This is a genomic window from Micromonospora parva (assembly GCF_000718515.1).
Classification (GTDB): domain Bacteria; phylum Actinomycetota; class Actinomycetes; order Mycobacteriales; family Micromonosporaceae; genus Micromonospora; species Micromonospora parva.
On the sequence record NZ_JNZS01000004.1, the window covers coordinates 170,601 to 183,917 of the forward strand.

The 13,317-nt window shown below is 71.3% G+C and carries 13 protein-coding genes and 1 tRNA gene; 2 read left to right on the forward strand and 12 right to left on the reverse strand.

Annotation, left to right across the window (positions count from 1 at the left end; all coding sequences use genetic code 11):
• Positions 1 to 36 precede the first annotated feature (36 nt).
• From pth to IF22_RS0105445, 5 genes are all read right to left on the reverse strand, one after another.
• On the reverse strand, positions 37 to 627 hold the full coding sequence (pth, locus tag IF22_RS0105425; protein ID WP_030329100.1) for an aminoacyl-tRNA hydrolase: 591 nt from the start codon (positions 625 to 627) through the stop codon (positions 37 to 39).
• Between the two features lie 94 nt (positions 628 to 721).
• Positions 722 to 1,420: a 50S ribosomal protein L25/general stress protein Ctc gene (locus IF22_RS0105430; protein ID WP_030329103.1), complete on the reverse strand. Its 699-nt coding sequence runs from the start codon at positions 1,418 to 1,420 to the stop codon at positions 722 to 724.
• Between the two features lie 332 nt (positions 1,421 to 1,752).
• A complete protein-coding gene (locus IF22_RS0105435) occupies positions 1,753 to 2,733 on the reverse strand; it encodes a ribose-phosphate diphosphokinase (protein WP_030329105.1) in 981 nt (326 codons plus the stop codon).
• Positions 2,734 to 2,791: 58 nt separating this feature from the next.
• Positions 2,792 to 4,327, reverse strand: a complete 1,536-nt coding sequence (glmU, locus tag IF22_RS0105440) for a bifunctional UDP-N-acetylglucosamine diphosphorylase/glucosamine-1-phosphate N-acetyltransferase GlmU (protein WP_030329111.1) — start codon at positions 4,325 to 4,327, stop codon at positions 2,792 to 2,794.
• A gap of 110 nt (positions 4,328 to 4,437) precedes the next feature.
• Positions 4,438 to 4,509: transfer RNA gene (locus IF22_RS0105445), tRNA-Gln, on the reverse strand.
• Positions 4,510 to 4,823: 314 nt separating this feature from the next.
• Here IF22_RS0105445 and IF22_RS0105450 point away from each other — a divergent pair.
• The gene (locus tag IF22_RS0105450) at positions 4,824 to 5,789 is read left to right on the forward strand and encodes an acyl-CoA desaturase (RefSeq protein WP_030329112.1); all 966 of its coding nucleotides are present in this window, start codon (positions 4,824 to 4,826) and stop codon (positions 5,787 to 5,789) included.
• Between the two features lie 225 nt (positions 5,790 to 6,014).
• Positions 6,015 to 6,701: a TetR/AcrR family transcriptional regulator gene (locus tag IF22_RS0105455; RefSeq protein WP_030329113.1), complete on the forward strand. Its 687-nt coding sequence runs from the start codon at positions 6,015 to 6,017 to the stop codon at positions 6,699 to 6,701.
• Between the two features lie 6 nt (positions 6,702 to 6,707).
• Here the strand turns inward: IF22_RS0105455 and IF22_RS0105460 are convergent, their stop codons facing one another.
• The 7 genes from IF22_RS0105460 to IF22_RS0105490 form a co-directional block, all read right to left on the reverse strand.
• Positions 6,708 to 7,184 (reverse strand): DUF4383 domain-containing protein, encoded by a 477-nt coding sequence (locus IF22_RS0105460; RefSeq protein WP_030329115.1) that lies wholly within the window; start codon positions 7,182 to 7,184, stop codon positions 6,708 to 6,710.
• A 221-nt stretch (positions 7,185 to 7,405) separates the two neighbouring features.
• On the reverse strand, positions 7,406 to 7,861 hold the full coding sequence (locus IF22_RS0105465; protein WP_030329117.1) for a DUF4383 domain-containing protein: 456 nt from the start codon (positions 7,859 to 7,861) through the stop codon (positions 7,406 to 7,408).
• A gap of 101 nt (positions 7,862 to 7,962) precedes the next feature.
• The gene (locus tag IF22_RS0105470) at positions 7,963 to 9,768 is read right to left on the reverse strand and encodes an ABC-F family ATP-binding cassette domain-containing protein (protein WP_030329119.1); all 1,806 of its coding nucleotides are present in this window, start codon (positions 9,766 to 9,768) and stop codon (positions 7,963 to 7,965) included.
• A gap of 118 nt (positions 9,769 to 9,886) precedes the next feature.
• Positions 9,887 to 10,837 (reverse strand): 4-(cytidine 5'-diphospho)-2-C-methyl-D-erythritol kinase, encoded by a 951-nt coding sequence (locus tag IF22_RS0105475; RefSeq protein ID WP_030329121.1) that lies wholly within the window; start codon positions 10,835 to 10,837, stop codon positions 9,887 to 9,889.
• Complete coding sequence (locus IF22_RS0105480; RefSeq protein ID WP_030329123.1) at positions 10,834 to 11,418, reverse strand: Uma2 family endonuclease; 585 nt, start codon at positions 11,416 to 11,418, stop codon at positions 10,834 to 10,836. Before IF22_RS0105480 ends, IF22_RS0105475 begins: the two co-directional genes overlap by 4 nt.
• A 32-nt stretch (positions 11,419 to 11,450) precedes the next feature.
• The gene (gene rsmA, locus IF22_RS0105485) at positions 11,451 to 12,320 is read right to left on the reverse strand and encodes a 16S rRNA (adenine(1518)-N(6)/adenine(1519)-N(6))-dimethyltransferase RsmA (protein ID WP_030329126.1); all 870 of its coding nucleotides are present in this window, start codon (positions 12,318 to 12,320) and stop codon (positions 11,451 to 11,453) included.
• Between the two features lie 46 nt (positions 12,321 to 12,366).
• Positions 12,367 to 13,263 carry a TatD family hydrolase gene (locus tag IF22_RS0105490; protein WP_030329128.1) on the reverse strand — a complete coding sequence of 299 codons (897 nt, stop codon included), beginning with the start codon at positions 13,261 to 13,263 and terminating at the stop codon, positions 12,367 to 12,369.
• Between the last annotated feature and the right edge of the window lie 54 nt (positions 13,264 to 13,317).

Here is a 13,317-nt window from a genome sequence, read left to right on the forward strand (position 1 = left end):
GGGCCGTCGTTTCCGAGTCGGTACGCCCCGCCCGGCTCAGCTGCCGTGGTAGAGGTTCTGCGTCGGCTCCACGCCCTTGGTGATCACCGACTCCACCACGTCGGCGGCCCGGTCCACCAGGAAATCCAGCTCCTTGCGTTCTGCCGTGCCGAAATCCGACAGCACATAATCCGCCGGGTCCTGCCGCCCCGGCGGTCGACCGACGCCGAACCGCACCCGGGCGTAGTCCTTCGTCCCCAGGGACTTCGACATCGAGCGCAGGCCGTTGTGCCCGCCCTCACCGCCGCCGAACTTGACCCGCACCTGACCGAACCCGATGTCCAGCTCGTCGTGCACCGCGATCACCTGCGTCGTCGGCACCTTGTAGAACTGGGCCAGCGCCGCGACCGGCCCACCGGAAAGGTTCATGTACGTCAGTGGCTTGACCAGCACCAGCTTCGGCCCACCGAACCCGAGTCGCGCCTCGGCCACCTCGGCCACCGCCCGCTTGTGCCGGCCGAAGCGGGCACCCACCCGACCGGCCAGCAGGTCGGCCACCATGAACCCGACGTTGTGCCGGTTCCCGGCGTACTCCCGACCGGGGTTGCCCAGGCCGACCACCAGCCACGGCCCCGCCTCGTCCGTCACGACCCGTCCCTTCCGACGCCCATCCCAGCGACTCCCGATATGCCGACAGGCGCCCCCGAACATCCGGGGACGCCTGTCGCAGAGCTTGAACCGATCAGGCCTCGGTGCGCGCCTCGGCGTTCTCGTCGCCCTCGGCGGCCGGGGCGGCGTCCGCGCCCTCGGAGCCCTCGGTGGTCTCGCCGACCTCGGCCTCGGCCTCGTCGGTGGCAACCTCGACCTCGGGCAGCGTCGCCTCGAGCTGCTCGGCGGTCGGGGCGGCGGTCACCGAGGCGACGGTCATCTCCGAGTCGGCAGCCAGCTCGACGCCGGCCGGCAGCTGGACGTCGCTGGCGGTCACCTGGCTGCCCGCCTCCAGGCCCTCGATCGAGGCCTCGAGGTGGTCGGGGACCTTGGTGGCGTCCGCGGTCACCGAGAGGGTGTCGTGGTCGTGCACGATCAGGGTGTCCCGGGCGGCCTCACCGGTCAGCTGGACCGGGACCTCGACGGTGACCTTCTCGCCCCGGCGGACCAGGATCAGGTCGACGTGCTCGAAGGTGTCGCGGATCGGGTCACGCTGGATCGCCTTCGGCAGCGCCAGCACCTGGGTGCCGTCGGTGATGTCGATCGCGAAGAGCTGGTTGGCACCGCCCTTGCGGATCGCCGCGGCGAACTCCCGCGACGGCAGCGCGATGTGCTTGGGCTTCTCGCCGTGGCCGTACAGCACGGCGGGCACCTTGCCGGCCCGGCGGGTACGGCGGGCACCACCCTTGCCGAACTCGGTACGGGGCTCGGCGCTGATCTTTACCTCGGACACGGGGAAACTCCTGATGCTTTTCGCTGCGGCGGCTTGTCGTCTAACGGTGCTGGGGCGAGGGGCTCGCTGGGGCTCATGCGTCATGAACGACTGCCCGGAGCACCGCGTCGATGACGGTGCCTCCGTGCGGCGCTTTTCAGCGGCCCGCCGGGCACCCTCGCCGTGGCAACCGCACCAGTCTACCCGAGCTGTTTCCAGGGTTTCCGGCAGTCCCCGATCACGGCTCAAGACCGGCCCGCCGGTGGTGCTTCCACCAGCGCGCCGGCCCCGTTTCCGCCAGTTTGCCAGCCCCGCCCCGCCAGCGTGTCAGGTGGCGGAAACGGGGCTCGGGGTCAGCTCAGGCCACCGAAGAGGGTGGTCACCGAGCCGTCGTCGAAGACCTCCCGGATCGCCCGCGCCAGCAGCGGCGCGATCGACAGCACGGTGAGCTTGTCCAACTGCTTCTCCGGCGGGAGCGGCAGCGTGTTCGTCACCACGATCTCGCTGATCGAGCTGTTCTTCAGCCGCTCGGTGGCCGGGTCGGACAGCAGCGCGTGGGTGGACGCGACAACGATCTCCGCGGCACCCGACTCCTTGAGGATGTCGGCGGCCTTGGCGATCGTGCCCCCGGTGTCGATCATGTCGTCGACGATCAGGCAGACCCGACCCTCGACCTCACCGACCACCCGGTTCGCCACGACCTGGTTCGGCTTCATCGGGTCACGGGTCTTGTGGATGAACGCCAGCGGGCAGCCGCCCAGCCGGTCGGTCCACCGCTCGGCCACCCGCACCCGGCCGGAGTCCGGTGCCACCACTGTCATCGGCCGGCCAGCGTACTTGTGCTCCACGTACTCGGCCAGGATGTCCATCGCGAAGAGGTGGTCCACCGGGCCGTCGAAGAAGCCCTGGATCTGCGCGGTGTGCAGGTCGACGGTGAGGATGCGGTTGGCGCCGGCGGTCTTCAGCAGGTCCGCCACCAGGCGGGCCGAGATCGGCTCCCGGCCGCGGTGCTTCTTGTCCTGGCGGGCGTACGGGTAGAACGGCAGCACCACGGTGATCCGCTTGGCCGACCCCCGCTTCAGCGCGTCGACCATGATCAGGGTCTCCATGACCCAGGTGTTCACCCCGTGCGTGACGGACTGCACCACGAAGGCGTCCGAACCACGTACCGAGTCCTTGAAGCGTACGAAGATCTCGCCGTTGGCGAACTCGTAGGCGTCGGCCGGAGTCGGCGCGACGCCGAGCACCTCGCCGATCTCCTTGGCCAACTCCGGAAAGCCACGTCCGGAAAAGAGCATCAGGCTTTTGCGGTTTTCGGCGACGATGCTGCCCATGGGCCCGTCTGCTCCCGTTTTGTCGGCGGTACCCGACCCGGTGGTGGTGGGTCAGGGACTATTCGGTTGCAGTATCTCCCGGGCCGGATGTGCCGCCCACTCTCTTGGCTCCCCCGTGCATTGCCTCACTGTCGCTTGCGGCACCGGCCACACCCGACGCACCCTCGGCGGCGCGTTGCGCCCGCTCGGCAGCCGCCGCGGAGACCGTTCCGGGGCGCTTGCGCTGCACCCAGCCCTCGATGTTGCGCTGCGGTGCCCGGGTGACCCCGAGCGCGCCCGGTGGGACGTCCTGCGCGATCGCGCTGCCCGCCGCCACGTAGGCGCCGGCACCGACCTCGACCGGCGCGATCAGGCTCGTGTCGCAGCCGACGAAGGCACCCTCACCGACGATCGTGCGGTTCTTGTTCACCCCGTCGTAGTTCACGAAGATGGTCGCCGCGCCGATGTTGGCCTTCGCGCCGATCGTGGCGTCACCGACGTAGCTGAGGTGCGGAACCTTCGCACCCGGACCGATCTCGGTGTTCTTCACCTCGACGAACGTGCCGACCTTCGACTTCTCGGCCAGTCGGGCGGCCGGCCGCAGGTACGCGTACGGCCCGACGGTGGCGCCCGCGCCCACCTCGGCGCCGTCGGCGTGACTGCGGATCACCGACGCGCCCGGGCCGACGACCGTGTCGATCAGGGTGACGTCCGGGCCGATCACCGCGCTCGCGCCGACCACCGTGCTGCCGCGCAACTGGGTGTTCTGGTCGACCACGGCGTCGCGGTCCAGCGCCACGGTCACGTCGATCCAGGTGGTGACGGGGTCGAGCAGGCTCACCCCGGTGCGCATCCACGCCTCGTTGATCCGGTCGCGCAGCAGCCGGCGCAGCGACGCCAGCTCCACCCGGTCGTTGCAGCCCAACGTCTCGACGTGGTCCACGGCGACGTGCACCGCCACCGGCTCACCGGCCGAGCGCAGCAGGCCGAAGACGTCCGTGAGGTATTCCTCGCCCTGGTCGTTGTCGGTGGAGAGCTTGCCCAGCGCCTCGCGCAGCCGCACCGCGTCGAACGCGTAGATGCCGGCGTTGATCTCCCGGATCGCGCGCTGCGTCGCGTCGGCGTCACGTTCCTCGACGATCTGCTCCAGGCGGCCGTCGGCGTCCCGGACGATCCGGCCGAGGCCGGTGGGGTCGGGCACCTCGGCGGCCAGCACGGTGGCCGCCGCGGCGGCTTCCTCGTGCGCGGTCACCAGCGCGCCGACGGTCTCGGGTCGCAGCAGCGGCACGTCCCCGTTGATCACGACGACCGTGCCGGCGCCCTCCGGCACCGCGTCCAGCGCGATGCGGACGGCGTGCCCGGTCCCGAGCTGCTCGGCCTGGAGCACCGGCGTGGCGTCCGGGGCGACCTCGGACAGGTGCGCCCGGACCTGGTCGGCGCCGTGTCCCACCACGACGACGGTGCGGTCCGCGCCCAGCGGGGCGGCGGCGCTCAGCACGTGACCGAGCAGCGTGCGACCGAGCAGGGGGTGCAGCACCTTGGGCAGTGTCGACTTCATCCGCTTGCCCTCACCGGCGGCGAGCACGACGACGGTACGGAGGTGGGGCTGGGGCACGATGTGGCTCCCGTCGGGACGGCGGACACTCTTGCGGCCATGCTAGCCGCGCGGCCCGGCACCTTCCCCGCTTACCCCCACTGGGCCCCAAAACGGACCTAGGTGTGCAGCTCGGCCGCCAGGGTTCGAACCTGAAATACGGGTACCAAAGACCCGGGTGTTGCCAATTACACCACGGCCGATCAGCGACGCGAGCACGTCGCTTGAGGGATGGACATCCCGCCGCTACACCTTAGCGCCCCGGCCGCCGGGCGCCATCGCTCATCCCGCCGCACGGCTGGCGACCGACCCGCTCGGCACGTCGGGGCGGCCGACCCGCACCCCGGCCGCCTGCCTGCCGGAGTACCCACGTACCCCGCCACAATCCTCGGCTGACCTGCGTCTTTGATCAGTTTCGCGAGGGTGATTCGAAACTTCCCCGTGCGATCTACGGAGCCGTAAGTTACGGTGACGTAGGCGTAAGTTAGTGATCGTCATCTTCCCCCTGCGAGGTCCCATGTCCACCGCTCTGCTCGATCCCCACACCGCTGGCCCCGGCCCCAAACCACTCACCGACGGCAGCCAGTCCCCCGGCATCCTGGCCGCCCTCTGGGCTTTCGTGGTCATCCCCTTCGTCGCCCTGCTGGTCGCCGTGCCGGTGGCCTGGGGCGGCTGGCTGGGCTGGACCGACGTGATCATCGGCCTGGTCTGGTACGTCGTCTCCGGGCTCGGCATCACCGTCGGTTTCCACCGCTACTTCACCCACGGCTCGTTCAAGGCCAAGCGGTGGCTGCGGGTGACTCTGGCCGTCGCGGGTTCACTGGCGGTGCAGGGTGAGATCATTCAGTGGGTCGCCGACCACCGACGGCACCACGCCTTCTCCGACCTGGAGGGTGACCCGCACTCGCCGTGGCGCTTCGGCACCAGCTTCTGGGCGTTGACCCGCGGCCTGTTCCACGCCCACGTGGGCTGGCTGTTCCGCCGGGAGCTGTCCAACCGGGCCCGTTTCGCACCGGACCTCATCGCCGACCGGGACATCAGCCGGGTCGACCGGCTCTTCCCGATGCTCGTGGCCATCTCGCTGCTCGGCCCGGCGCTGATCGGCGGCCTGGTGACCTGGTCCTGGCAGGGTGCGCTGACCGCGTTCTTCTGGGCCGGGCTGGTCCGGATCGGCCTCCTGCACCACGTCACCTGGGCGATCAACTCGGTGTGCCACGTCTACGGCGAGCGTCCGTTCGCGATGCGCCAGGGCGACCGCGCCTCGAACTTCTGGCCGCTGGCGATCCTGTCCTTCGGCGAGAGCTGGCACAACCTGCACCACGCCGACCCGACCAGCGCCCGACACGGCGTGCTGCGCGGTCAGGTGGACATCTCCGCCCGCGTGATCTGGTTGTTCGAGAAGATCGGCGCGGCGACGCAGGTGCGCTGGCCAAAGCCGGAACGCATCGCCGCCAAGCTCGTGAAGCCGGTCGCACCCCACTGAAACCGGGCGGTGCTCGTGGACACCGCCTGGCAGGATGTTCGGATGACCGAGCGACGCGGGGGGACCGGACGACTCGGCAACCGGGCAGCCGGGCCCTGACCCGGGTTCGGTCGGACGGCGCGGCAGGGCGGTCGGACCGCCGGCCAGTGAGGCGACGACGTGAACGGGCACAGCGGAGACACCATCCCACGGCAGGGCGTCATCGAGCGCCAGCGAGGCGGCGATATGCCCGAGAACAAGGATGGTGCCGAGGGCCGGCGGGCGACGCCGGCCCCGGCACCAAAACCGAAGACCACTTCTCGGGTACGCATGTCGGCGGCCCAACGGCGGGAGCAGTTGATAGCGACCGGCCGGCAACTCTTCGCCGAGCGGGGTTTCGACGCCACCTCCATCGAGGAGGTGGCGTCCCGCGCCAAGGTCTCCAAGCCGGTGGTCTACGAGCACTTCGGCGGCAAGGAAGGGCTCTACGCGGTGGTGGTGGACCGGGAGGTCCGGGCCCTGCTGGACCGGATCACCACGGCGTTGACCGCCGGGCATCCACGGGAGTTGCTGGAACAGGCGGCGCTGGCCCTGCTGGGCTACATCGAGGAGGAGACCAGCGGCTTCCGGGTGCTGGTCCGTGAGTCGCCGCTGATGTCCGCGACGGGCACCTTCAGCAGCGTGATGAACGACGTGGCGCACCAGGTCGAGCACATCCTGGGCGCCGAGTTCAAGAGCCGGGGGTACGACCCCAAGCTCGCCGAGCTGTACTCGCAGGCCCTGGTGGGCATGGTCGCGCTGACCGGCAGTTGGTGGCTGGAGGTGCGCAAGCCGCGCAAGGAGACGGTGGCGGCGCACCTCGTCAACCTCGCCTGGAACGGGTTGTCGCACCTGGAGGCGAAGCCGACGTTGATCACCGCCCGGCGCGGCTGACCCCGGTCAGGGGCGGTGCACGTCGGCCACCGGGTGCTTGCGGTGCTCCAACTCCGCCTCGGCGGACTCCGGCGGGCCGACCTTGTCGTACAGGCCGGTGCCGAGCAGGATCAGCCCGAACAGCATCGACACGACCACCGTCGACATCGAGAAGTTGAGGAAGTTCGCCTCGGTCTGCAGCACCGACATCATCAGGATGCTGGTCACCAGGAACACCACACCGGCGGTGAGGTTCATGTAGTGGCCGAGGTTGGTGCGCCGCGAGGCCCCGATGATCAGGAAGACCCCGAAGATCAGCGAGGCGAGCGAGAAGGCCAGGTTGGTCCGGAGTCCGAGGGCCCAGGTGCTGTTGCGGGCGAAGAGCGGGTCGCCGATCGTCTCGGCGACGCCCCAGACGCCGAATACCAGGATGTAGACGCCGATCAGCCCGGAGAGGACCCGGTAGAGCGGCCGAGCCGGATGATTGACCGGAAAATGCGGCATGCCCAGACCCCCTGATGTGACCGTTTCAGGGGAATTGTCGCCCAGAGCAGCGCCGACTGTCCGCAGAACCACAATGCCGGCAGGGTCCGCCGAAAGGCCGGACCAGGTCAGGTTTTCGCCGGAGCCCGAGCTGCGCAGGGATCAAGCCTGACCGCCCGGAGCAGCTCGGGCTCCGGCGAAAACCCACGGCCGCAACCAAAGAGCAGCAACCACAGACAGGATCAGAGAACGAGCCGAGCCTTCTGGAACGCCTCCGCCTCGTCCTCCGTGCCGACCTTGCCGTACATGCCGACCATCAGCAGCACCAGTGCGGCAGTCATCACCACGATCACGGTGGTGATGCTGAAGTTGAAGATGTTGGCGTCGGTCCGGATGAACGCGAGACCGGCCAGGCTGATCACCATGAGGCCGTACGCCAGCCACTGGTTGATCGCCACGTCGATGTTGCGGCCGAGCACGGTGCCGATCAGCACGACGATCCCGAGCAGCACGCTGAGCAGCGAGAAGCCGAGGTTGGTGCCCTGACCGAGGACCCGGGTGTCGTCCTGGGCGAGGATCTCGTTGCCGGTGCTCGCGATGATGCCGAGCACCCCGAAGACGACCAGGTACAGACCGGTCAGCCCGCCGATCGCCCGGTAGATCGGCCGCGCGGGGTGGTTGACGGGGGTGTGGGCCATGTCTGTGTCTCCAACGCCGTGAGGTGAGGTGTCGCGGACGATTGTCTCGCATGTGGCGGTGTGACGCCGCACACGGGGGCCGCGCCGGTGTGCCCCGCCCGTCAGCTCTCGGGCAGGTCCTCGGCGAGCGTCATCCAGCTCTCCTCGATCCGCTCCCGCTCGGCGCGCAGATCCTTGAGCTGGGTGTCCAACTCGGCGACCCGGGCGTAGTCGGTGGCGTCCGCCGCGAGCTGGTCGAGCAGCGTGGTCTCCCGCTGGTCGAGCTTGCCGAGTTGCCGCTCCAACCGGGTCAGCTCCTTGCGGGCCTGCCGGACCTCGGCGGCGGACATGCCACTCGCGGTCGCCCCGGTGGCCGCGGCGGTCGGGGTGCCACCGGCGCGGCTGGTCCCGGCCCGCTCGGCGGTCCGGGCGAGATACTCGTCGACACCGCCCGGCAGGTGCACCAGCCGACCGTCACCGAACATCCCGTACGCCGTGTCGGTGACCCGCTCGATGAGGTACCGGTCGTGGCTGGCCACGATGATCGTGCCGGGCCACGAGTCGAGCAGGTCCTCCAGCGCGGCGAGGGTGTCCGTGTCCAGGTCGTTGGTGGGCTCGTCGAAGAGCAGCACGTTGGGCTCGCCAGCCAGCAGCCGCAGCATCTGCAACCGGCGGCGCTCCCCACCGGAGAGGTCACTGACCGGGGTCCAGAGCCGCCGGTCGTCGAAGCCGAACACCTCGGCGAGCTGGGAGGCGGAGACCTCCCGGTCGCCGAGCTGCACCCGGCGGGCGACCTCCTCCACCGCTTCCAGCACCCGCAGCTGCCCGGGCAGCTCGGCAAGCTCCTGGGAGAGGAACGCCGGCCGCACCGTGGAGCCGGTGTTGAGGCGGCCACCGTCGGGGCGGGTGATGCCGGCGAGCATCCGCAGCAGAGTGGTCTTGCCGGCGCCGTTGGCCCCGAGGATGGCGATCCGGTCGCCGGGGCCGACCAGCCAGCTGACGTCGCGCAGGATCTCCTTCGGCCCGGCGTGCAGCTCGACGTTGTCCAGCTCGTACACCTGCTTGCCGAGGCGCGACACCGCCATCCGCTGCAACGACATGGTGTCGCGGGCCGGCGGCACGTCGGCGATCAACGCGTTCGCGGCGTCGATGCGGAACTGCGGCTTGGAGGTACGGGCCGGTGGGCCACGGCGCAGCCAGGCGATCTCCTTGCGGAGCAGGTTCTGCCGGCGGGCCTCGGTCGCGGCGGCGACGCGTTCCCGCTCGGCGCGGGCGAGGGTCCAGGCGGCGAAGCCACCCTCGTACGCGCGGACCGTCTGGTCGGCGACCTCCCAGGTGGTGGTGCAGACCGCGTCCAGGAACCACCGGTCGTGGGTGACCACGACCAGGGCGCCCTTGCGGCCGGTGAGGTGCCGGGCCAGCCAGTCGACACCGCCGACGTCCAGGTGGTTGGTGGGCTCGTCGAGGATGAGCAGGTCGGAGTCGCGGACGAGCAGCGCGGCGAGCGCCACCCGCCGTCGCTCGCCGCCGGACATCGGGCCGACCGGCTGGTCGAGGCCGAGGTGCGGCATGCCGAGGCCGTCGAGGATGGCGCGCACCCCGGCGTCGCCGGCCCACTCGTGCTCGGCGCCCATCCCCTCGTCGAGCCAGGCGGTGCCGAGCACCACGTCCCGGACGGTGGCGTCGGGGGCGAGGGTGAGCTGCTGCGGCAGCCACAGCACCCGCAGGTCGCGGCGGTGCGTCACCCGGCCGTCGTCCGGGTCCTCCTGCTTGGTGAGCAGCCGCAGCAGGGTGGACTTGCCGGCGCCGTTGAGGCCGACCACGCCGATCCGGTCGGCGTCGTCCAGGCCGAGCGAGACGTCCGTGAGCAGCCGCCCGGCGGCGCCGTACCCCTTGGACACCCGGTCCAGATTGACGATGTTCGCCACGTTCCACCCTTCAATGTCAAGGCGTCCCGGTGCCGGCGGGCACCTGGACGCCTCTCCCCAGGGTACGCGGACGCCCCGAAGGCCCGCGCCGCGTGCCAGCCGCTCGCGGGACGCGTGGTCAGCTGATCCGGGCGCCGGCGACCGGACCGTGCGCGACCCGTGCCTGCCGGCAGACGCCAGCGGTGGTCAGCTCGGCGGCGATCCGCTCCGCGCTGGCCGCGTCGGCGGCGAGGAACACGCAGGTCGGGCCGGAGCCGGAGACGATGCCGGTGAGCGCACCGGCCGCCTCGCCGGCCTTGAGGGTGTCGGCCAGCGTCGGGCGCATGGCCAGTGCGGCGTCCTGCAGGTCGTTGCCGAGCGTCCGGGCGAGCACCCGTGGGTCCCGCTGACGCAACGCGCCCAGCAGGGCGTCGGTGCTGCCCAGCGGGGCCCCGGCGGCACCGGAGTCGCGCAGCCGGTCCAGTTCCCGGTACGCGGCCGGGGTGGACAGACCGCCGTCGGCGATCGCCACCACCCAGTGCCACGTGGTGGGGCGGACCAGCACCGGGCTGACCGCCTCGCCCCGGCCGGTGCCCAGCGCGGTGCCGCCGTAGATCAGGAACGGCACGTCGGAGCCGAGGTCGGCGGCGATGCCGGCCAGCTCGTCGCGGGACAACCCGGTGCCCCAGAGCGCGTCGCAGGCCACCAGCGCGGCGGCCGCGTCGGCGCTGCCACCGGCCAGGCCACCGGCGAGCGGGATCTGCTTGCGCAGGTGCAGGCGGGCGTGCGGCAGCACACCCGCGTACCCGGCGAGGGCGTGCGCGGCACGGATGATCAGGTTGGTGTCGTCCAGGGCCAGCTCGCCGGTGCCCTCGCCCTCCATGGTCAACGCCAACGTGTCGCCGCGCCGGGCGGTCAGCTCGTCGTAGATGGAGATGGCGTGGTAGACCGTGTTCAGCTCGTGGTAGCCGTCCCGGCGCAGCGGGCCCACCCCGAGGTGCAGGTTGACCTTCGCGGGCACCCGCACCCGCACCGGGCCGGCGGCCCCACGTCGCTCGTCCTCGTCGTCCGGTCGCCAGGCCTCGGTCACGGGGTGATGTCCCGCAGGTGCAGGCGGATGTCGAACGGCTTGGCCACGATCAGCTCCTCGGCGGAGTCGGCGGCCAGCTCGTACCGGCCGCCGACCAGTTCGTACGCGTACACGTGCAGCGGGTCCTGCTCGATCCGCCAGTAGTGCGGGATGCCGGCGTCCGCGTAGTCGGCCGGCTTCTCCAGCCGGTCCCGACGACGGGTCCCGGGCGAGACGACTTCGACGGCGAGCACAACTTGATCAGCCTCGAAGTAGTGGTAGTCGGCCGCCACCGGACGCCGCAGCAGGACGACGTCGGGTTCGAGAGTGTTCCGATAGTTGATCGCCACCCCGACGGCGGTGGCCGGCGTCAACTCGGCCGGAGCGTGCTGCCGCAGCCACATCCACAACAGGTTGCCGATGTGCTGCTGGCCAAAGGTCGGGGAAGGGACCACGACGAGGACGCCGTCACGTAGCTCGACACGGGGGGCGTCGTCGGGCAGGGCCAGCACGTCCTCGATGGTGTGGTTGGCCAGCCGTTGCCGGACGGGATCCGGACTCCACATCCCGTGGGCGGTGGGCGCGATCGGCTGCGCGGTCACTCGTACACCTCCTCGGCGGGCACGGCGTCAGCCTACTTCGCGGCCGGCGTACCGACCGGAGCCGACGCGGCGATGGCAGCGAACTGCTCGACGGTCAGCGACTCCCCACGGGCGCCGGGGTCGACGCCGGCCGCGGTGAGCGCCGCGGCGGCCCGGTCCGGGCCACCGGCCCAGCCGGCCAACGCGGCCCGCAGCGTCTTGCGGCGCTGCGCGAACGCCGCGTCCACCACGGCGAAGACCCGCTCGCGGGGTACGTCGGCGCGGGGCGGCTGGTGACAGGTGAAGGCGACCAGGCCGGAGTCGACGTTGGGCACCGGCCAGAACACGTTCGGCGGCACCTTGCCGGCACCGCGGGCCTGGGCGTACCAGGCGAGCTTCACCGACGGAATGCCGTACACCTTGGAGCCGGGACCGGCGACGAGCCGGTCGGCGACCTCCTTCTGCACCATCACCAGGCCGTGCCGCAGGGTGGGCAGCACGGCGAGCAGGTGCAGCACCACGGGCACCGCGACGTTGTAGGGCAGGTTCGCCACCAACGCGGTCGGCGGCGGGTCGGCCAGCTCGGCGGCGGTGATGCGCAGCGCGTCCGCGCGGTGCACGGTGAGCCGGGCGGCATCGGCCCCCGCGTGCCGCGCGACGGTCTCCGGCAGCGCCCCGGCGAGCACCGGGTCGATCTCCACGGCGTGCACGTGCCCGGCGATCGGCAGCAGCCCCAGGGTCAGCGAGCCGAGCCCGGGCCCGACCTCCAGTGCCACGTCGTCGGGGGTCAGGCCGGCGGCGGTAACGATCCGACGCACCGTGTTCGGGTCGTGCACGAAGTTCTGGCCGAGCTTCTTGGTGGGCGCGACGCCCAGCCGGGCGGCGAGTTCCCGGATCTCCGCCGGGCCGAGGAGACCGGTCATGGCTGGCAGCGTAGCGACGGGGTCGGTGCCGACCGTCGGGCCGGGCTCACCACGGGCCGAAGACCCGGTCGCCGGTGGCGGAGATGGCCGCGCACAGCTCGTCCAGGTCGCTGCCGGTGGTCGCGGCGAGCGCCCGGACGGTGAGCGGAATCAGGTACGACGCGTTCGGCCGGCCGCGGTACGGCATCGGGGTGAGGTACGGCGCGTCGGTCTCCACGAGCATCTGGTCCACCGGGGTGAGCGCGGCGGCCTCGCGCAGCGCCGTCGCGCTGCCGAAGGTGACGGTGCCGGCGAAGCTCAGCAGATAGCCGCGGCGGACACACTCGCGGGCGAAGTCGGCGTCGCCGGAGAAGCAGTGCAGCACCACCCGGTCCGGGGCGCCCTCGTCGTCGAGGATCCGCAGCACGTCGGCGTGCGCGTCCCGGTCGTGGATGACCAACGTCTTGTCGTACCGCTTGGCGATGGCGATGTGCGCCCGGAAACTCTCCTCCTGCGCGGCCCGCCCCTCGTCGCCGGTGCGGAAGAAGTCCATTCCGGTCTCGCCGATCCCCCGGACCCGATCGCGGGCGGCGAGTGACTCGATCTCCCGCAACGCCTCGTCGAGGTCACTGAGCCGGGGCGCCTCGTTGGGGTGCAGCGCCACGGTGGCCAGCACGGCGGGATACCGGTCGGCGGTGTCCGCGCCCCACCGGGAGGAGGCGACGTCCACGCCCACCTGGACCAGCCGGTCCACGCCGACCTTCGTGGCCACCGCGATGGCCACGGCTACCGGGTCGTCGGCCGGCCCGCCGGGCACCCCGGCCTCGCTGACGGTGATGTCCAGGTGGGTGTGGCTGTCCAGCACCGCCCGGGGCAACGACTCGGGGGCTGGCGGGAACTCTCCGGCCCGCCGGGCGGCACGGTCACGGCGGGATTCTCTGGGCTCGCTCATCAGCGACAGCATCACACACCGGGGCTGTCCATCTGCCCGCCACCCGACGTTCACCTCGGCTACGCC